This is a genomic window from Sinorhizobium sp. NFACC03 (genome assembly GCF_900103435.1).
Taxonomy (GTDB): Bacteria; Pseudomonadota; Alphaproteobacteria; order Rhizobiales; family Rhizobiaceae; genus Ensifer.
Map to the genome: position 1 here is coordinate 39,704 of NZ_FMXF01000024.1, position 19,713 is coordinate 59,416.

At 59.2% G+C, this 19,713-nt stretch carries 15 protein-coding genes and 2 pseudogenes; 8 read left to right on the plus strand and 9 right to left on the minus strand.

What is annotated here, in order from left to right:
* Positions 1 to 142: 142 nt before the first annotated feature.
* Positions 143 to 1,192 (minus strand): transcriptional regulator FtrA, encoded by a 1,050-nt coding sequence (gene ftrA / locus BLU35_RS25305; protein WP_502688176.1) that lies wholly within the window; start codon positions 1,190 to 1,192, stop codon positions 143 to 145.
* A gap of 68 nt (positions 1,193 to 1,260) precedes the next feature.
* On the opposite strand from ftrA, the gene BLU35_RS25310 reads away from it, so the two are divergent.
* The gene (locus tag BLU35_RS25310; RefSeq protein WP_093234965.1) at positions 1,261 to 1,641 is read left to right on the plus strand and encodes a nuclear transport factor 2 family protein; all 381 of its coding nucleotides are present in this window, start codon (positions 1,261 to 1,263) and stop codon (positions 1,639 to 1,641) included.
* Positions 1,642 to 1,670: 29 nt separating this feature from the next.
* The gene (locus tag BLU35_RS25315; protein WP_093234966.1) at positions 1,671 to 2,270 is read left to right on the plus strand and encodes a gamma carbonic anhydrase family protein; all 600 of its coding nucleotides are present in this window, start codon (positions 1,671 to 1,673) and stop codon (positions 2,268 to 2,270) included.
* A gap of 225 nt (positions 2,271 to 2,495) precedes the next feature.
* On the opposite strand, the gene pyrF is transcribed toward BLU35_RS25315, so the two are convergent.
* The 4 genes and pseudogenes from pyrF to BLU35_RS36310 form a co-directional block, all read right to left on the minus strand.
* Positions 2,496 to 3,392 (minus strand): orotidine-5'-phosphate decarboxylase, encoded by an 897-nt coding sequence (pyrF, locus tag BLU35_RS25320; RefSeq protein ID WP_093234967.1) that lies wholly within the window; start codon positions 3,390 to 3,392, stop codon positions 2,496 to 2,498.
* Between the two features lie 174 nt (positions 3,393 to 3,566).
* Complete coding sequence (locus tag BLU35_RS25325) at positions 3,567 to 3,857, minus strand: hypothetical protein (protein WP_176907429.1); 291 nt, start codon at positions 3,855 to 3,857, stop codon at positions 3,567 to 3,569.
* 112 nt (positions 3,858 to 3,969) lie between these two features.
* Positions 3,970 to 4,365 (minus strand): PRC-barrel domain-containing protein, encoded by a 396-nt coding sequence (locus BLU35_RS25330; protein ID WP_093234968.1) that lies wholly within the window; start codon positions 4,363 to 4,365, stop codon positions 3,970 to 3,972.
* 215 nt (positions 4,366 to 4,580) lie between these two features.
* A pseudogene (locus BLU35_RS36310) lies at positions 4,581 to 4,682 on the minus strand (CsbD family protein); the annotation flags it as partial.
* A gap of 1,044 nt (positions 4,683 to 5,726) precedes the next feature.
* On the opposite strand from BLU35_RS36310, the gene BLU35_RS25340 reads away from it, so the two are divergent.
* The 4 genes from BLU35_RS25340 to BLU35_RS25350 all read left to right on the plus strand — a co-directional run bounded on the left by BLU35_RS25340 (position 5,727) and on the right by BLU35_RS25350 (position 10,951).
* The gene (locus tag BLU35_RS25340; RefSeq protein WP_210185158.1) at positions 5,727 to 6,809 is read left to right on the plus strand and encodes an AI-2E family transporter; all 1,083 of its coding nucleotides are present in this window, start codon (positions 5,727 to 5,729) and stop codon (positions 6,807 to 6,809) included.
* Positions 6,810 to 7,464: 655 nt separating this feature from the next.
* Positions 7,465 to 7,860 (plus strand): chemotaxis protein CheB, encoded by a 396-nt coding sequence (locus BLU35_RS36320; RefSeq protein WP_286161616.1) that lies wholly within the window; start codon positions 7,465 to 7,467, stop codon positions 7,858 to 7,860.
* Positions 7,763 to 10,552 (plus strand): CheR family methyltransferase, encoded by a 2,790-nt coding sequence (locus BLU35_RS25345; RefSeq protein ID WP_286161617.1) that lies wholly within the window; start codon positions 7,763 to 7,765, stop codon positions 10,550 to 10,552. The genes BLU35_RS36320 and BLU35_RS25345 overlap by 98 nt, the downstream gene beginning before the upstream one ends.
* Before the next feature lie 3 nt (positions 10,553 to 10,555).
* Positions 10,556 to 10,951 carry a response regulator gene (locus BLU35_RS25350; RefSeq protein ID WP_093234969.1) on the plus strand — a complete coding sequence of 132 codons (396 nt, stop codon included), beginning with the start codon at positions 10,556 to 10,558 and terminating at the stop codon, positions 10,949 to 10,951.
* Between the two features lie 627 nt (positions 10,952 to 11,578).
* Here BLU35_RS25350 and BLU35_RS25355 read toward each other — a convergent pair.
* From BLU35_RS25355 to BLU35_RS25365, 3 genes are all read right to left on the minus strand, one after another.
* Entirely contained in the window at positions 11,579 to 13,549 is a 1,971-nt protein-coding gene (locus tag BLU35_RS25355) for a protein-L-isoaspartate(D-aspartate) O-methyltransferase (protein ID WP_093235009.1), read from the minus strand.
* Positions 13,549 to 13,797 (minus strand): hypothetical protein, encoded by a 249-nt coding sequence (locus BLU35_RS25360; RefSeq protein ID WP_093234970.1) that lies wholly within the window; start codon positions 13,795 to 13,797, stop codon positions 13,549 to 13,551. The genes BLU35_RS25355 and BLU35_RS25360 overlap by 1 nt, the downstream gene beginning before the upstream one ends.
* Positions 13,798 to 14,296: 499 nt before the next feature.
* The gene (locus BLU35_RS25365) at positions 14,297 to 14,662 is read right to left on the minus strand and encodes a PRC-barrel domain-containing protein (protein WP_093235010.1); all 366 of its coding nucleotides are present in this window, start codon (positions 14,660 to 14,662) and stop codon (positions 14,297 to 14,299) included.
* A 656-nt stretch (positions 14,663 to 15,318) separates the two neighbouring features.
* Here BLU35_RS25365 and BLU35_RS25370 point away from each other — a divergent pair.
* Positions 15,319 to 15,606, plus strand: coding sequence for a DUF3175 domain-containing protein (locus tag BLU35_RS25370; RefSeq protein ID WP_093234971.1), 288 nt, complete (start codon positions 15,319 to 15,321; stop codon positions 15,604 to 15,606).
* Between the two features lie 204 nt (positions 15,607 to 15,810).
* On the opposite strand, the gene BLU35_RS25375 is transcribed toward BLU35_RS25370, so the two are convergent.
* Positions 15,811 to 18,357, minus strand: coding sequence for an NAD-dependent epimerase/dehydratase family protein (locus BLU35_RS25375; RefSeq protein ID WP_093234972.1), 2,547 nt, complete (start codon positions 18,355 to 18,357; stop codon positions 15,811 to 15,813).
* A gap of 340 nt (positions 18,358 to 18,697) precedes the next feature.
* Between BLU35_RS25375 and BLU35_RS25380 the strand changes: the two are divergent.
* Positions 18,698 to 18,841: pseudogene (locus tag BLU35_RS25380) on the plus strand (helix-turn-helix domain-containing protein); the annotation flags it as partial.
* Between the last annotated feature and the right edge of the window lie 872 nt (positions 18,842 to 19,713).

Here is a 19,713-nt window from a genome sequence, read left to right on the forward strand (position 1 = left end):
CACACGCATGCCGCCACCGAAAGCAGCGACACGGCGATCCGCGGCCGGTGCGCCGGAAGCATCTATTGAGCCGTATTTGCGTGGCGCGCATCTTGTCGCATGATCGTTGACGTAGCTGCGAGAGCCAATGAAAACCGGCGTCTCACGAACTTTGGCCTGTATGCTTCAGACGCGCCTGGACGATTTCCGGTCGCCGCGCAAAACGGTCACGATAGATCGATGGGCTAACCCCATAATATCGACCAAACTGAAGCCTCAGGTTTTCCGCGCTTCCGAGTCCCGCTATCCGCGCAATGTCATCAAGCGCGGAAGGGCTGCTCTCGAGCAAGTTGCGCGCTTGCTCAAGCCTTTCCCTGAGGATCCATTTGTGCGTGGGCAAGCCGGTCAATGAGCAAAAGCGGCGCTGAAAGGTGCGTTCGCTCATGCCGGCCTGGCGGGCCAGGGAACTGACCGTATGTGGGTGTTGCAGGTTGGCCTGAACATGGTCGAGAATCGATGACAATCGATCCGCCTCCCGCTTCATGGGCACGGGACGCTCGATGAATTGGGATTGTCCACCCTGCCGATGGCTGTACATCACCAGGCGGCGGGCCACCATGTTGGCGAGCTCTGACCCAAAATCCGAACGGACGATATGCAGGCAAAGATCTATCCCTGCCGAGCTGCCCGCTGAAGTGAGAATGTCACCCTCATCTATATAGAGACAGCTCGCGTCGATCTCGATGGCGGGATAGCGGCGGGCCAGTTCCTCGGCGAAACGCCAATGCGTCGTGGCACGACGGCCATCGAGCAAGCCGGCCGCTGCAAGCACGAAGGCACCCCCGCAGATGGAAACGATGCGGGCGCCGCCCCGATGAGCACGGACCAATGCGTTGCAGATCTGATCCGGTACAGGCGCATCGGGTCCGCGCCAGCCGGGGACGATGATCGTTCCGGCCCGGTGCAGATCGGTCTCAGTGCCTGTTGCTGCGATCGTCAGCCCACCGCAGGCATGAAGAACCTGATCCTCCAGCGAGACCGATTTGAACTGATACCAGTTGGGTCCCACTTCAGGGCGGTCCAAGCCGAAGACTTCGGCCGTGATCCCGAACTCGAAGGTACAGAGGCCGTCATAGACGAGGCTGACGACACGCCTGTTTGCAGGAAAACGTGGGCTCTCATTTTTTGGCATGAATGCCGTCTTATCTGGCATTTCTGCCGGTGGCAACGTGGGCTGTCCGCATGCGACACGAACACTCTCAACTACTACGGAGAAACCGGATGAGCCGCGATACCGACTTGCTGGACGCAATACAAACCTATTTCGATGCCCTCTACGCGTGCGATCTCTCACTCTTTGATCAAATCTTTCATCCGGCCTGCAGCCTTTTCGACGTTGACGAAGGCGCAATCACCGTCGATCCGATAGCAGACTATCGCAACGTCATTGCAGAACGTGAGTCGCCCGCGAGCTGCTCGCAGGAGCGCGAAGACGAGATCATTTTGATCGATTGGCTTTCGCAGGCTGCCGCCACGGTGAAAGTCAGGCTGCGGATCCACGCGAACGTCTTCATCGACCATCTTTGCTTCGTGAAGGGCATTGATGGCTGGCGGATCGTCGCCAAAGTCTGGCACCTCGAAAGTGTGCGGGCATCGTCGTAGCGCCAAGATAGAGGCAGGAGAGTAAGAACGTGATTTTATCGTATGAACAACAGTCGCCATCGATCGATCCCGAGGCCTGGGTTGCGCAGGACGCAACGGTCTGCGGCGATGTTACGATTGGTGCGGGCAGCAGAATCATGCATGGTGCTCGCTTGGTGGCGGAAGCCGGCGGCTCCATCCGCATCGGTAGGAATTGCATCGTGTTCGAGAATGCGGTCATCCGAGCCACCAGTCGGCATGACTGCTCCATCGGAGACCATTGTATAGTCGGTCCAAACAGCCATGTCGTTGGAGCCCAAATTGACGACGAAGTTTTCGTCGCCACTGGGGCAGCCGTGTTTCACGGCGCGCAGATCGGACAGGGGTCGGAAGTCCGCATCAACGGAACCGTGCATCTGCGGACGCGGTTGGAACCGGGCTCGACCGTTCCAATCGGGTGGGTCGCTGTCGGTGACCCAGTGCAAATTCTCTCGCCGGAGCAGCACGAAGCTATCTGGGCGCTCCAAAAGACACTCGATTTTCCGGGTTTCGTCTACGGCGTAGATAGAAGCGCACCCGACGTGATGAAAACAATTACGTCACGGTTGTCCGATGTTCTTGGAGTTCATCGAGCCGAAAACCGTTTTTAGACGCGCGAAAATCTCGGATCGGTTTGGGGGCCTCCGTTCAGAATTGTGGCAGGATCGTCCCCTGCCCCATCTGAAGGATCGTGTCGGGCTCTCCACGAGAGTATGCCGGACGTGCCGGGACCGCTTCATGACATTCGGTAACCAGGGGCGCCTCCATCGGAGGTCTGGTAAGGGCCATCTCACGGCTAACGGCAATGGCTGCTTTTCAGCAGGTAGCGCTGCTGTTTAGCCCATCGCGGTCCTAGACGTTGGGCCTTGAGCGATCGCACCCTTGAAGGCATTGATCCGTTGCAAGATCAGATCGCGATAGGTTGCCGCAGAGATTCCTCGGTCTTCGACGCGAGTAAGGCCGCGCGAGACCGGAACTAGCAGATCGCCCTGCTGTGTTCCACGAAGGGCATGTATGCTGCTGGCATCACCGCCTTGTGCACCAAGGCCCGGAGCCAGAATGATGGAGCGCGGGAGAAGCATTCGCAGCCGCCTTCCTTCATGCGGAACCGTCGCTCCGATAACGGCACCAATCGGGTTCAAACCTTCAGGGTCTGGGGCAAGACCTTCGATGAGATCGGCAACGTGATCGGAGATCAGTCGGTTCCCCGTCCTCTTGTCCTGCAGCCAGCCGGCGCCGGGATTGGATGTCCGGCAGAGCACAAAAAGCCCTTTGCCGTAGCGCTTTGCGGTTGCGGCAAAGGGCTCGAGCGTGTCCGGGCCCATCAGCGGATTTACCGTCAAGCAATCCGCTTCGAAGTCACCGCTTCCGCCTTCGGACGCCGGTGTCAGATAGGCGTGGGCATAGGCGTTAGCGGTTGCTCCGATGTCGCCCCTTTTGGCATCCAGGATCACGCCCATTCCGACGGCCTTGGCCCGCTTCATGCCCAAGGAAAGCGCCGTGAGACCAGAAATACCGCACGCTTCGAAATAGGCGCTTTGAAACTTTACAAATCCAACCTGTCCCTCGATGGCGTCCAAGACAAAATCGACGAAGCGGCTAATCCAGGGAATGCCGTCATCCTGCTCAAAGAAAGCAGGCATTTCCACCAGCGAAGGATCAATGCCAGCAACGAGCTCGCTGTATTTAGCCGTATTCTGCTGAACTAATTCTACCCATGGAATTGACGACATTGCTTGATTCCTGTTGTCGCGAAGATCGTTGCAGCGGGTTCACCCTGACGCGCAAGCATAATATGCCTTCAGGCGGCGCATCAACTTCAACGTGCGTCAGAGAACGGCTGAAATCTCACCTGAGAGCAGGCGGAACGGAAAAGCCAGTCGACCGAGGATCCGCATGTGATCAGTTCATCGTATCCGACCCAAGTTTTGATGAGTTGCATCAATACCAACGGCGACGCGGATCCGAACCGCCCGGGCCTGCGTGCCCCTTTGCTGCGCCGCCCCCGCCGCCGATTTCGACACATCCTCGTAAAGATCGGCTGCCCGCTCGCGCGCTTGATCCAACACGCCGTTCGTTCGATCCGCAAGCAGCTTGTTGACCTTTGCCACTTCATGGCGAAGCGTCGCGATCTGCTTTTCCAGGGCGTCCTGGGTATCGCCGACAGCCGGAGCGGCGGGCTTCGAGAGCTTGGCCATTCAACGCATCCTTAAAAAGGCCTTGTACAATGCACGTGTCGCGGACAAATCCTTGGCCCGTTGCGAATGAAAAGGTCAGTTCCAGAACCTTTTCATTTGGTCGTCGCCCGGATTAGCGTTCCCAGCGGCCTTCGTATTTGAACTCAGGGGCCGCCTTGAGCTGATCCTTGGTCGCGTCCATCACCGCCGTCCACTTCTTGTCGTTTTCGACATAGGTGATTTTGACGGCCTTCGGGCTCACGATCACGTAGCGATCACCCATCCCGAGAAACCCGCCGACCGACACGATGTAACCCGTCAGCCGATCTTCCGACAGGATCAGATCCTTGATTTCCCCGATCGTCTCGTTGGCATTGTTGGTGACATTGAGATTGACCAGGTTATAGCTCAACACATCGGTCGGCTTGGCGGTAACGAAGGTTTCCGTGGTGGCGGTTTCCGCCGTCTGCGCGGCAGCCGCTCCAACCATCATCGTTGTCGCTGCAAGAGCAATAAGAATGCGTCGCATGGTCCCACTCCTTTGATGATGTTCAGGAACCCGAAAACGCCATGACGGTTGTTAAAGTTCCAACGTCCTCAGTGAATTACGGATGATTTGCGCACCCGGTAGTTCGACCAAGAACCACGGAGGGTGCGCAACTGCTTGTGCGTCGATCACGCACCACGGACCAGTGGAAATCCAACCCCGCCGACGGCGGGTTTCGATTATGCCAGAGAGGACCCTTACCAATCATCCTGTTTGCTGTACCAGTCGTCAATGTCGCGCTTGGCGCGGTCCTTCTCAAGACCATAGCATTCCTGGATTTTTCCTTCGAGCTGGTCGCGTTTCGATCCTTCGGAACGATCAGCCGAACGACGAGGCCCTTGGGGTCCCAGATGCGAATGATTTCTCCGCGGAACTGTTTTTCGACAGCGAGCTTGCCAAGCTTTGTCCTGCGCGACTGCAGGCCCTCCTCGCTCGGTCCAGACCAATTCCAGCGTTTCGCAACGATCTATTCATTCGATGTCGAGTCGGCCGCTGTCGGTCGACAACGCTTCATATTTGGCGGCGCTCGTTGCAAACCATGCACGACAAGAGCAAGACCGGTTATGGCCGTCCGTGACACCCATAGGTCGCACCTCATATCGTCACGCGATGCCCCCGATCTGTTTCCCCAGCATAGGGTAACAACAATGTGGTGAGCAGCTCCTGCAGGGTTGCTCTGCCCTCCCCGCTGTCTGACCCACCCAATCGCGGGCGCCGAAAGGCGACTGACGGGGCCACTAGGTTCCAGTACATCAGGGTCCGGAGGGGATGGGCAACCGGACCTGGCGTAAAAACTGCGGGCGTGAGATGTGGTTCCACAGGCGGCCCTCTGAGCGCGGTCAGAGGCATGCGTCAAAGGTTCTATCTCGGGGATTATCGATGAACTCAGCCGGGCCCAGCGGAGGAGGGATCAGCGGCGAACCCAAGCACGACGGAGAACGCCATCTTTTGTGCCTACCACAAGGGTCCGGAACTCTCGTGAAATTCCCAGTAGCCGAACCGACTTTCACCGTTCGGGGCGGAATGGCTGCGCGGGGGGCAGGATGATTGGGCACCCTAGAGTGCGGCAGGTGAACGCACTCGTTGAAGAGGCGATCTCGTACGTGACTATGCCTGAGGCGGACCCGAGTTCCTCATCTGCGACCGACAACCAATGATGCCGTTGATGCCTGGATCACGGGAACGCGGTCCTTCTCGTGGCGAAGCCGGGCCGGCTGCCGGGACCTTTCGGAAGAGACTGGGCTCCGAATGATCGCGCGAGCGTTGTTCGTCCAACTCCGGTCAAGACGAGCTTGACAGCGTTCCTGAATAGTCGAACGTGCAGGCTCAACCGGAAGCTGGCCGTGCAGCAATTCGAGTACAAGATCTTCATCTTGTTGACCGCCGTGGTCACCCTAACCTTTGCGTGGGTGCTATGGCCATTCTCCGGCGCGATCCTTTGGGCGATTGTACTCGCCGTGCTGTTCGCGCCGGTGAACCGCCGCGTCGTCGCAAGTATGCCCGGCCGGAACAACGTCGCCGCGTTGATCACTTTGTTGATCATTCTCGTGATGGTGATCCTGCCCTTTTTCCTCATAGCGAACCTTATATTCCGTGAGGCTGCCTCCGTTTATAAGGACATCGCGTCGGGCCAGATCGTTCTAGAAATCGACGTCCAGGGGCTGCGCGACCTGCTGCCAGGCTGGTTGAACGGCCTGCTCAGCCGAATAGAACTCCCCGATGCTGGAGCGCTGCGCACGCGGTTACTGAACACGCTACTGGAGAGCGGCCAGTTCTTGGCGGGTCAGGCGATCAACATTGGGCAGTCGACCTTCCACCTCGTGGCAAGTTTTTTCGTAATGCTCTACCTGCTCTTCTTTCTGATACGCGACGGGCGAGCGTTGGCCCACCTCATCGGCGAGGCGATGCCGCTCAGCAGCATGCGGCGCCGGGCGCTGTTTAGTCGTTTCGCCGTGACGATCAACGCCATCGTCAAAGGCAGCATCATCGTGGCGCTCGTGCAGGGGACCCTTGGCGCCCTGATCCTCGGGGTCCTCGGCATCAGAGCCCCAGTACTGTGGGGCACGGTGATGGTGATATTTGCACTTCTGCCGGTTGTCGGGACCAGCCTTGTGTGGGGACCCATCGCGATCTACCTGCTGGCTTCAGGGGCGCTGTGGCAAGGCACCGTGCTGCTCATCTACGGTTTTCTGGTGATTGGTCTGGTCGATAACCTTTTGCGACCTATTCTGATCGGCAAGGAGACTAGGATCCCGGACTACCTGGTGTTAATTTCAACGCTTGGCGGCATCGCCGCTTTTGGTCCTAATGGCATTGTTATCGGTCCGGTGGTTGCTGCGCTGTTCCTGGCGGTGTGGTCTTTGCTTCCAGCTGCGATGCGCGAACAAGCAAACCGCGACGGCGACGACGACGGACATCCAAATTAAGAGCTTGGGTCTACGCGCTTTGGCTTACTCGGTCAGGTCAGATTTCGGAGAGCGTTTTGAACTGTGGAGCGTGTTCTGCTGAACCTCCGCTGTCATTGCTGCCTGGCTTCGATCCGGCAAGCGTGGTCTGGCGCACGCGACATGATCCGCCCTGCCTCTCACTGCCAGTCGATACATTCGGACATAGCGTTTGTCGGCTCCAGTATCGGTCCGTTCGCGCTTGGTCATGGACTCCCCCAGGTTGTCCCACCCAGACGCCGCCCTTTACAGTCCGATCTGGACCAACGCCGTCTTGAACGCGCACGATTTCGCGCTCGCGCTGACCGCCTTCATACTGTTGGTCGTATGGAAAGTGCAGCCCTGGATCATGGTATCCGCCACGGTTGCAGTAGGAGCTTCGTTGCAACTGTCGTTCTAAAGCCGCTCGGCAAATATCATGCGCCATGGTTCGGACTTATCGGAGCGCCGCCTCCAATGCTGACATCGCATAACCGACTGGTTGGAGGTTCGAGTCCTGCCGGGCCCGCCACACCATCTACGCGGATGTGTCTGCGTTCTCAAGACACTGCCGTCAATCGAATTTGAGCGGTTTGCAGGTGTGTAAATTTATCCGGTGCGCTACATAGCTTCTTGATTCAAGCAAGCGACGAAGCTCATGTCCCGAAATTCCCAGTTCCCAATCGCCGGAGTCGGTGCCTCTGCCGGTGGCGTCCCGGCATTGGAGGACTTCCTCAAACCGTTTCCGGCCGATCCGGGCTTGGCCTTTGTCGTTGTCACGCATCTTAATCCCGCGCGCGAAAGCCGCCTGCACGAGGTTCTGCAGCACTACACCTCGATGCCAATTTTGGTTGCTCAGCACGACCTGGCGATCGAGAAGAACAACGTCTATGTCATGCCCTCCGATGCCATCCTGACGGTCCAGGATGGCCGCCTGCAGTCGAAGCAGCCTGATCTTGTCCATCGCGAATCGCAAACCAATCGACGTCTTCCTCGCCTCTCTCGCGCAAGACCGCGGCGAATATTCGGTCGCCGTGGTTCTTTCGGGTGGTGATGGCGATGGCACGCTCGGCGCCAAGGCGGTGAAGGAAGCCGGTGGTTTAACGCTGGCGCAGACCGCGGATGGCGATGGCCCGCGCAACCCCGACATGCCCCGATCCGCAATCGCCAGCGGCGTCATCGATATCGCAGTGCCGGTCAATCAGATGGCCGACCGGCTGATGGCGTTCGCACGCAGCTTCGACATGCTCGACAGCGTGGCGCAACACGGCGGCGCTGAAGACGGGATGGATCAGGAAACGGCCCGCCGCGAGATTTGCACGGTGCTGTCAGCTCATTCCGGCCATGATTTTTCCGGCTACAAGACCAAGACCTTCTTCCGCCGCGTCCGGCGCCGGATGCAGGTGCGGCAGTTGCAAACGTTAGCCGGCTATATCGAGCTGCTTCGCTCGGAGCCCGACGAGGTATCCAACCTTTTCAAGGACCTTCTGATCAACGTCACCAATTTCTTCCGTGATCAGGACGCCTTTCGCCTGCTCGAAGAGCAGATCATTCCGAAACTGTTCGAGGGCAAGGCCGCCAATGATGCCGTCCGCATCTGGGTGCCCGGCTGCGCCACCGGCGAAGAGGTCTATTCCATCGCCATCCAGATCAAGGAACATCTGGACAAGGTGAGCACTGCGCCCAAGGTGCAGATTTTCGCAACCGATATCGATGAGCCGGCGCTGGCGGTTGCCCGCGCGGCGCGTTATCCCGCGACCCTGCTCGACGGGCTGTCGGCCGAACGCCGCCGGCGCTTCTTCAAGCCGGATGGCGCAAGTTATGTGATCACGAACGAGGTCCGTGAGCTGTGCATCTTCTCGCCGCACAGCCTGATCCGCGACCCGCCGTTCGCGCGCATGGACATGGTCTCCTGTCGCAACCTCCTGATCTATCTTGGGCCCGACGTGCAGCGGCAGGTCATTCCGATCTTCCATTATTCGCTGCGGTCCGGCGGCTATCTCTTCCTCGGAAGCTCCGAGAGTATCGGGCAATATGGCGAACTGTTCGCCACCCTCGACAAGAAGCACCGCGTGTTTCAGGCGCGCGACCTGCCGGTCAAGATGCCGCGCGTTCCGTCGCTCTTCGGGCGTGAGCGGTCCACCGTATCTGATGACACGATGACGGTCGGCCCCCGTGAAAGCGGCCATTCGCTCAAGCAATCGGTCGAGGCGAGGATCATCGAGCGCCACGCGCCGCCCCATGTGGTCGTCAATGCCGATGCGGATATCGTCTATTATTCCGCAGGCACGGGGCGGTTTCTGGAATTACCGCAGGGTGTCCCGAGCCGCCAGCTTCTGACCCTTGCCAGAAAGGGCCTGCGGCTCGACCTGCGTTCGGCGTTACGCGAATGCATCAGTTCGCGCAAGCCTGTCAGTCGCGTGAACATCGTTCTCGACCCCGACGAAGATCCGCTGCAGTTTTGCGGCATCACAATCGAGCCGATCGATGGTGGTCGCGAACAGCTCTTCATCGTCGTCTTCCGTTCTGAGGAGACAACTGAGACGAAGGGCGACAATGCGTCGGCAAGTGCCGTGGAAGGCAACCACGAACTCGAACGAGAATTGCGTGATACGAAGGAACGCCTGCAATCGACGATCGAAGAATATGAGACGGCGCTGGAAGAGCTCAAATCGTCCAACGAAGAACTGATGTCGGTCAACGAAGAGGTGCAATCGAGCAACGAAGAGCTGGAGGCGTCCAAGGAGGAAACCCAGTCCTTGAACGAGGAGCTGAACACGATCAATGCCGAGCTGAACGGCAAGATCGAGGAACTGGACCGCGCCAACAGCGACCTTCGCAACCTGTTTGACAGCACGCAGATCGCGACCATCTTTCTCGATCGGCAACTGGTGATCCGCACTTACACGCCCTCGGCCGCCACGTTTTTCAACCTGCGCCCGTCGGATGTGGGTCGACCGCTGACGGAACTCTCCAGCCGCCTCGAATATCCGAGCTTCAAGAACGATATCCAGGGCGTTTTCGACAGCGGAGAGCCGGTTCACCATCAACTCGCGCGCGACGCCGACGGCAAGCATCATCTCGTCAGAATCATCCCCTATCGCGCAAGCGGCGAAGATATCGACGGTGTCGTTGTGACACTGGTGGATGTCACCCAGCTTGCCGAAGGGGAAGCCCACAAGCAGGTGCTGATCTCCGAGCTGAACCATCGCGTCAAGAACATGCTGGCGGTGGTGGCGGCGATCGCCAAACGGACCATAGCCCGCTCGTCGTCTATGGAAGCGTTTCAGGCCTCGTTCGAGGGGCGCCTTGGTGCGCTCGCACGGGCCTATACCAGCCTGTCCAACGAAGCGTGGAAAGACGTGTCCATCCGGGAAATCTTTGCTGGCGAATTGCAGGCGTTTGGGCACGACACCTTCACGCTTGAGGGCAGCGATTTGCGGCTGACTCCACAACAAGGCCTGTCCCTGGCCATGGTCGCGCACGAGCTCGCGACCAACGCCACCAAACATGGGGCGCTTTCCAAAGAAAACGGCAGGATCTCCATCCGCTGGTCTATTCAAGAAAATCAGTTGCAGGTGGACTGGCGAGAGCGCGACGGCCCGACCATAGGCGAGCCGAACGCGACCGGCTTCGGATTCGAACTGTTGCGCGGCGAGATCGAATATCGCCTGCAAGGAAAGTTGGAAACGCATTTCGATCCGGCGGGTTTGACCGTTTCGTTCACCATTCCGTTTGAGAGATAGCTCGTGCCCCGCCCCTTCCGCATTCTGATCGTCGAAGATGAATTTCTTCTGGCGGCGGATCTCATGCAAAGCCTTGAGGCAGCGGGCTACGCTATCGCCGGCCCGGCGCCGTCGGTGCGCGTCGCGCTTGAAACAATCGCCGCCGGTCCTCCCGACGCTGCCATTCTCGACATCCAACTGACAGACGGCAAAAGCTTTTCCGTGGCCCGCAAGTTGGCCGAGCTTGGTCGGCCGTTCGTTTTCTTGACAAGCTTCAGCCGAGACGCTCTTCCCGACGATCTTGAGCAGGTACCCCACATCTCCAAGCTCGATCCGCTTAGCGATGTGCTCAAAGCCCTCCAGGCTGCGCTCGACGACGAGGAGAAACCTACCGACGATACGGCCGGGAGGAAGCGATAACCGACACCGCTGCGCGCGATACCAAACCGCGAGGGTCAATTCCGGACGATACAGTATGCGACGTTTTTGGCCCAGAAGGTGAACAACTAAGCAACAAGCCTTTCGCTAACCTCATGGAATCTTCCAAATCGGCCTATGCGGTGAGCGGACGAATCGCTGGAACGAGCATGGATCCATTCACGTCAGCAAGTCGACCGTGGAGGGGACAGCCGCGTCGCGTCCCCGAAGGAGCAGCCGCTACACCACATCCAAGTCCAAGCTTCGTTAAGTTGACGATGCCTACCGGATCTGATCAGGCTGGCGCAGTCCGTCTCGTACCCGGGGGCTGTGTGGAGACGCAAAATGCGGACGAGATAGCCATCCCAGCGTTCTGGACGCATACCTCCCCATCGGCAATCCGGGTACGTCCTTCCTGAAGGACTCGCCATCATTTCGATGGTGTTTGAGAAGATTGTGACTGCTGGGAACGCGAACAGCGACTTAAGGAACCTGGCGCATTCCCCCCATACGCCGCCGGCAGGCGGCGGCGATACCCGAGTGGTGGATTTGTTGCCCGAGCTGTGGACGTGGGCCGGCGCACTGAGTTCCTAACGGCGGGCAAGGATACTCTGTTTGATCAAGCACGCATTACGTACCGAAAGGATAGGTATCTGGCACTTGACCGATACCGGCATCACCGCTGTCATGAGGCGTAACAGGGGACGTGTGTTCGAACCAGACGTATGCGTCGAACTGTTGAGACAGCGCGGCGCCCATATAGTGGCTTAGGCGTTCAGTCTCGGGTCGATAGATCACTCCGATAAAGCGCTCCAGAAGTGGCATTCGAAGCGCCTCTGCTGCGACGTCGCTGCGGTGGAAATCCAGCAGAAATGACCCCCGACCGCTTTGATGGCACATGGACTCGACGCTCTCGGGCTGCGAGGGGTTTATTTTTTTGATCTCCATTTCGCCATCCCAATCGGAGGCGCAGGCGACCGTGCCTGAATGGGTGCCGAAGCCGATCAGCGCTGCATCGCCATAGCGCTCGCGGCACAGCTGACCGATGTTCACTTCGTCACGGACAGCTCCCATATCTGTGTGGCGCGCGTCACCGATGTGTGAATTGTGCGCCCATACGACCGCCTTCGAGTCTGGTCCGCCAACGTTCAGCAGTTGCTGCAGCGTTTCGAACATGTGCCGGTCGCGCAGGTTCCAGGTCTCGGCGCCGCCATAGTACATCACCCGGTAGTACTTCTCGGCCGATGCGATCAGCCTTGCACTTTGCTGCGCATCCAGCAGGTCTCCGTCTTCCTTGGAGAGCGAGCGCTCGAGCAGTTCGCGGCATTGCTTCACCACCGAATCTTCGCAATCCTTGTAGCCGGAGCGCAGCGCGGCGCGGCCATATGTGGCTGGCTCATTCTGCCAAGGCGTGAGGCAGCCATAGCGCTCCCGGGCAACACTCGCGGCATGCGGGTCTACTTTATCAAGATACGACAACACCGCAGCGATCGATCCGCTCATGTTGTAAAGGTCGAGGCCGTAGAAGCCGATCATGCTGTCTGGATCCGCTCTAGCGGAATTGTACCCACGCAGCCAGTCGATGAAGGCCGCGACATCGGTGTTGCGCCACATCCACTGAGGAAAGCGTTGGAACGGCGGTGACAGACCAGCTGGATGCGGCTTGCCTCGGACATGGCGATTGAGATAAGCAGCGTCCGGCCAGTCCGCCTCGACCGCAACGATCGTGAAGCCATGCTCCTCGATCAAGCGCTTCGTGATCGCAGCGCGGGCCCGGTAGAATTCCGACGTTCCGTGACTTGCCTCACCCAAGAGAACGACACGTTTCCCGCCAAAGCGATCGAAGATCGCGCCAAAGTCCGGATCATCGATCGGCGGAAGGTCTTCTGCTTCCTCGGCGATCAATTGGGGAACGGATATCCGGATCTGACGCATCAAGGGCTTGACGTCGTGATCGATCCAGCCTTCCTCGCCGATTAGGGGCACAAACATCACGCCACCTAAATCCTCTTCTTCGAACTTGTTGCCGGCGACGCGCGTGATGCGAAGCAGGCGCTGCTTGCCCCCTTTGTCACCCACCGGGATCACCAGACGTCCGCCAAGCTCCAATTGCTCCTGCAAGGACACTGGAACGGAAGGCCCGCCTGCCGCCACGACGATTGCATCGAAAGGTGCCTTCTCGGGCCAACCCTTGGTGCCATCGCCCACTTTTACGGTCACCTTGCCATAGCCGCAGCTGTGGAGGCGCTCCCCAGCCTGCTCGGCGAGTTCGCCATGCCGCTCGATGGTGAATACCTCATCGGCAAGCTCGGCCAAGATGGCCGCCGAGTAGCCCGAGCCGGTACCAATTTCCAGAACGCGATCGGAAGGCTCTATTTCCGCTGCTTCTGCCATCCTGGCAACGATGAAAGGTTGCGAAATCGTCTGGCCACTCCCGATGGGCAACGGGCTGTCCTCGTAAGCGAACTCCTCGAAGCCTTCGGCCACGAATGCTTCGCGGGGAACTTGCCTCAAGGCTGAAAGGACCCGCGCATCGCGCACGCCTCGCCGTGCGATATGTGCTTCGACCATACGGTGTCGGGCATGTTGATAGTCGAGCATCATCGTCCATCCGCGCGGCGTTTGTGATGCTCGCTTTCCTGATTTGTGCCCCTAATTATCTGCCGGTCGTCCTTGTGTGTCAGATCGACCCCTTCGTCGCCACGCTTGCCCCGTCCACGGCGCACTTCCCGCCCCGGTTTCGATCGCTTCAGTTCCTCCTCGGCGTCAAAATCGTCGCCAGCCTTGCTGGTCTCTTCCCGCTTTTCGATTGTGCGACGCTGTTGCTCGTGAGTTTTGCTGCCGGCCATGTCACACTCCTATTTGTCCGTGCGCCAGTCTGATCCGGATCACCCCGCCTTGCGGGGTGACGTTGTTCTCACATCACCTTCAAACGTATTGTCGCCTCCAGGCTCTCGTCATCAGATCGGGCAAGCTGTCGGTCCGGGCCTCCATGATTCGTCCAGCCAGATGTTGGCCGTCTGGATCGATTTGTCGGATACGTCCAGTCCTGTTGCGCGCATGGAGGTCTCCTTGCGTCTAGCCCTTGCGCTTACGAACTCATAATTGAGGGGGAAGTTCCGGAACCACGGCACCCTGAGGTTTCGTGGAGATCACGGCGTCAGGCTGGGCCGAAACCCCTTTCCACTGACACAAGGAGGAGTGCGGGCAGGACGGTAACTGGATCAAGACGGAACAGAAACAGGCCCACTCGGCAAGTCGTCGCCCCTAGCCAAAATGCAGCTTGCATCAAAGCAGGTTTTAGACAGGGCACGGCGGCCGTTGAGGCCGCCGTGCCCTGGATGCCATTCAGTGCCAATATGGCTGTACGCCATAATAATCATAGGCCTGATCCCTCGCCAGAATACCGTCATCCTTCGTCAACTCGTTGACAGAATAAGACGGTGCGGCTTCCAGCTTTTCCTTGCTGAACGGCACCACATAGCCGCCAGCATCGACGTCATAATCTAACGAAGACCAAGGCACGGCGTGATACTTTTCGCCGATGCCGAGAAAGCCTCCGAATCCGACGATGGCAAACATGATGCCGCTTGAGGTCTTCTCAAGCATGACGTCCTTGATCTCGCCAATCCGCTCGCCATTGGTGTTGTAGACATCGGCGCCGATCACGCGCGAAGCCTGGATGGCATCCGTGTGTCCGCTTGCAGTAGGCATGACAACCTCCATCGATTTGTTGGACATGATGAAAATGAGGGGCCCGGCCGATTGTTCCCGATTGTGATCTCACCGCCGCAAAGTTCTGGCGGCGCCATTGGGAACACATCGCGTTCAGACGAATTGATGGTTGACGGTTTTTGAAAGAGAACCAACGATGAACACTTCCGCACCTGAGCCGAACAGTCCGCAGCCGGATAATCCCAATCCAGCGCCGGTTCATCCTCCTGTCCCACTAGAAACACGCAATCCAAAGAGCCGCCTGGCATGCCATCCCAGGCCCAACTTCCCCGTGCCATCTGGTTCACGGATGCTTTGTTTGGCAGCAACCACATTGTTGTGCTGGCCAGGAGCGCTTGGCGTTGCGGCCGCTCAAACATCCAATGGCAATGGCGATTCCGACCGGTCCAATCCTTGTCAGGTTGAGCCCGGAAACCAGAACGAAGGGACCGAGCGCAATAATGAGGGAGAGGCCCGTCCGCGACCGTCGCTGGAGGATTGCAACGGCGTGCTCACTCTGCCCAGGACCGGTGACCCCGAAATTGAGGAGCGGCCCTCCGACACCGGCACCACCCCGGTCATTCCTCCAGGCGCTGTGCCGGGGCAACCGCCGGACTAGTCTTGCCACTTTAATCGTCTGAGAACGGGAGGATTTCATGGCTCGGAAGAAAAGATGGTCCGCCGAAGTGACCGAGCATAGCGACGCTCTCGAACTGGAGCCGCTTGTCTTCGAGAAGGACGACCCGAAAGAGATCGCAGCATCGCTTAAACGTTCGGCGGACAAGAGCGAAAAGCGCAAGGCGGAGCCGTTTCGCTCCGCCATGTCCATGTTGACCTTCTACATCAATCGGGCTGGCAAGAACCTTCCCGCCGACCGCAAGAAGGTGCTGGAGGAAGCCAAAGACGCGCTTCGCCACCTCTATGGAAGATCGGCAGACGACTAACGCCTCCGCCCGGCCAGCTTATAAGGCGCGCCATCGGTCAGCGCATGGCACCTTCCTGCCCTGCGCAGTGCGCGACGGTGGATGACGTCTCCTGCTCAATGCCATGAGCCGATGATGCGCGTGCCAGCGACCGATACGACCAGAGGGGACACGCCAAACATCGCGACATTGGTCCAGACGGGGTACGTGCCGAGTTCGAACAATTCAGACAATCGCTCGATCCCAGCCGCCATAGTGCTCCTCGCTGCGCGTCCCACGCGGCAGGCTGAGACCGATCAGAACCAGTCCGATCGCGGGGTCAGCGATCATCGCCGCACCCGTCCCGCCTTCAAGTAGGAAGGGTGTCGCCACAACCCAGGCTCCGAGGGCCACATTGAGGAAACGCACCGGCCGCACCACCTCGGCCATGGCGGTGACCGCGACCATGATGACCAGGCAGCCGACGATGTGGTCGCTGAAATAGAGCGGCGGTTGCGTGGCCAAAATCGGCGGCGTCGCCATCAGGAGTATGCCGAGTAGCACGCTGGCCGCCAGGGTCCATGGGAAAGTCACGCCGCCAAAGACAAAGTCCTTGAGGAACTCGGAAACGGGCCGATCGAGATCCGGCTCAGGAGTCTGGTTCTCCGAAAGTGCTGGCCCGCCCATCCAGAAAGTGCGCCAGAGCGGTTGGCCGGCCCGCCTCGCGCGCCAAAGATACTGGACTGTCGCCAGGACCTCGTCGACGGAATACGGGATGAGGATTACCGTCACGGCCGCCTGGATAATGCAGAGCGTGCAGAGTGCGCCGATCAGCGGCGGCTGGATGATGATGAAGGAGACGCTGACCACTCCCAGCGGGATGATGAGCAGGCCGAACAGGAAAACCATCCACGGCATGGTGCGCCAGCGACGCCGGTCGCCGATGGCGCCAGCGAGGACGTCGAGCCCGTAGGCGAAGGCACCGAGGCCAGCATCGGCGATGGGAAATCCTTTCGACACCCAGGACGTGACGACCGCCTCGCTGCCGTTGCGCACGGACGGCTCGTCGGTACCGAAGAACGGGTCCCACAGGCCGTCGATATGGCCCATCTGGTAGGCGGCGAGATAACGCGACACGAAGAGACCGACGAAGGCGAGCGCGACGATCGGAATGCGCTGAGTGAAGGAGGACGGCGAATAGCTCCAGCCGAGCGGCCGGTCGTCGTCCTCCGCAAGCGCGCGGCGACTGATGCCCGGCGTCGGCGGGATCATCACCGCCAACGCCACCACCAGCATGCCGACCAGCGTATCGATGCCGTAGGCGGCCGGGCTCGTGGTCCAGAACACCAACGGCGCCAGCATTACCCAGAGACCTGCCGCGGCGGTGATCCACTGGATCCACTGCCATCGACGCGCCATTCCCGCCAGTGCCAGGATGGTAATGAGAAGTCCCGAGAATATCTCACTGACACCGAGCCAACTGTTGCGGCTCTCTGGTTCCGCAATCACGTGGCCGAGCGCGGGAGGCAGTGCCATGGCTATCGGATCAAGGAGGCCCAGCGTCATCGGCGACGTCACCAACCAGAGGCCCAGGACCGCATTCGCCATCGGCGCCCACAGGGTCCGCAACCGATGACGTTCAACGGTCTTGTCGACATCCTCCGGGCTGCGCTCGGGCTGCTCCTTCAGGCGTTCCCTGGCTTGATCGAGTTCCGGCTCGGAGGCAGCTACGGCGGAGGAGTCGAGCTTGTTCTTCTCGTACCAATCGGTCGGATCCTGCTTGAGCCTGCCGATCATCTCCGGAAGTGTTTCCGTCAGGCTGTGCTTCGGCTCCCATCCGAGCAGCGAGCGGGCTCGCGAGATGTCGATCTCGAAATGGTCGTCGGAGTTCTCGATCATCCACGGCTTGATGTCGGTCTCCTGATCGAGGAGTGCGGTCTGCACCCAGGCGCCGGCCTTGGTGAGACTTTTCGGCAGGCTGAGCGTGCGCCAGTCCTCGTTGTGGACGAGCCGTCCGATTCGTTTCTGCATCTCCTCATAAGACGGCGTCTCCTCCTCGCCGATCAGCAGTACAGTCTCATCCGCAAGCTCGGCACGACGGTCGACGGCGCGAACGATCGCGTCGACCAGATCGTCCTTGTGCAGATAGGGCTGGCCCGCGCTGAGATCGCCGCTGAACAGATAGGCCGTCGGCAGCCGCTCAAAGATGCGGGCGATTTGTTGTGCGATGAACGCTGCCCGGCAGTCCTCGTCGTAAACGCCTGCCAAGCGCAGAATCACCGACTTGATATCCCCACGCTCCGCCGCGATCAGTGCCTCGGTGTCGGCCTTCGACTGCGGATATGCCCAGGCCGGATCAATGGGGGAATCCTCGTCGATGCGCGCGCCCTTGCTGGGGCTCGGCGCATGCACAAGCAGGGTGCTGGAGAAGACAAACTGCTCGGGTTCAACACCCTTCAGCGCCTTCAGAAGCCGACGCGTGCCCTGCACCGTGACGGCCTCATATTTGGGGTTATCCTCGCCGGTCGTGTCGTAATAGGCGGCGAGATGGATGACCGAGGCAATTGGACCGTCGGCCAATTCTGCCGCCTTCTGCACGGCGGCATCGACGCTGTCGTCCGAGGTGAGGTCGATCTCGACGGTTTCCATACGCTCAAGAGAGCGTTTGGGCTTCTTCACGTCGAGACCAATGACACGGAACCGTTGGCTCAGACCCTTCGCGATGGCCTGCCCTAGGAACCCGGAACTGCCGGTAATCAGCACAGCGGGACGGCGTTCGGCTTGTTTCGACATCGGATCCCTTTCAGTTCGTTCGCGACGGCGGGAGCGACAGAGCGATCACCACGCCTCAGCAACAGCCCGCGGATGACCATTTCCGAAGCTCCACGGTTAGGTCCGAACCAGAGGCGCGAAGGGCACTCTCCTGCAAAGTCGCCTGCGTCTGCTTCAGCAATTAAGGTTTGACCGCCGCTTCTGTTCCAAAACTGCAAGAACAATACGCAAAGAGGCGCGGCCTTATCGGTGCGCCTCAGCGGCGAGCACAAATATGCCATCCAGAGTTCTGAAGCGGTACATTCTATTTTCAAGTGCGATATGCCAATGATTTCAATGGCTTCCCCTTGGAGATTTTGGCATGTCCCGACGTTATTCGCAGCTGAATCTGGCCGATCGACGCCGCCTCTTCCACTTTGTCGAACGCAAGCTGCCGATCAAAGAAATGGCGCGCCAACTCGGTCGTCATCGATCGACGATCTATCGTGAGATCCGGCGCCACACCTGCCTCTTCCCATGCTGGCTGGAAGAGCCGATCATGCCGTCCCACCGCTGCCAAAACTTGCCGGACAACGGTGTCCAGACACAGCACGGGAATTCTGCAGGCAGCAATCCCTCCAACACCCTGGAGCATTGCCGCGGCGTTTTGAAACCCCTGGCAACCGGAGACAGCGAGATCACCGAGACAACTCCCGACGTCGGGATCCCTTCGATCCGGGAAGTTCCGTCAATGCTCGATCCAGTTTAGGCGATAGCAATCTTGAAATTACCTCTCGGCGACCCAGGTTGTAGGAGAATTGAAAAGCAACGGGAGGCAGTGGTGAATTGCTCCGACAGCTTTGAAATTCAGTGCACTAGGTGCGGCACGCGGCAGAGGCTCAGTTTTCGCGAAATGGAGACGAGAGAGGCTGTCTCGTGCGCTGTCTGCGGGACAATCCGCAGCATGGGCAAAGAAGACATCCTGGAGACCTGTCGCGAAGCCACCAAAATGACGCGGCAACGGCTCTGAAGCTTGTTTCGTACTGGCGGGAGGAAAGCCGAGGATACAACATGGGATTGGTGCAGGTGGGCTGGGCTCGCCTGGCTCTGGCGTTGCCCTAATATCGCAAAAAAGCTTCGCGACACAAAAAGCCAGCGTTTGTACGATCTCTTGAACAGCGCACTCGCGTCGAAGTTCGAAGAACTGCGGCGAGAAAGCATGAAGGCCTCGTCGTGGGGGTGCGACGAGGCCAGAATGGCCTCATTAATGATGAAGCCCGCTTGTGCGCTCATCCCCGGAGGGCGGGGAGTATATGCGCGACTACTTATGTAGAGTGCGCACCTTGTTTTGCTAGGGCCAGCACGAAGAAAGGGCCCCTACGGCCGAGCGATCACGAA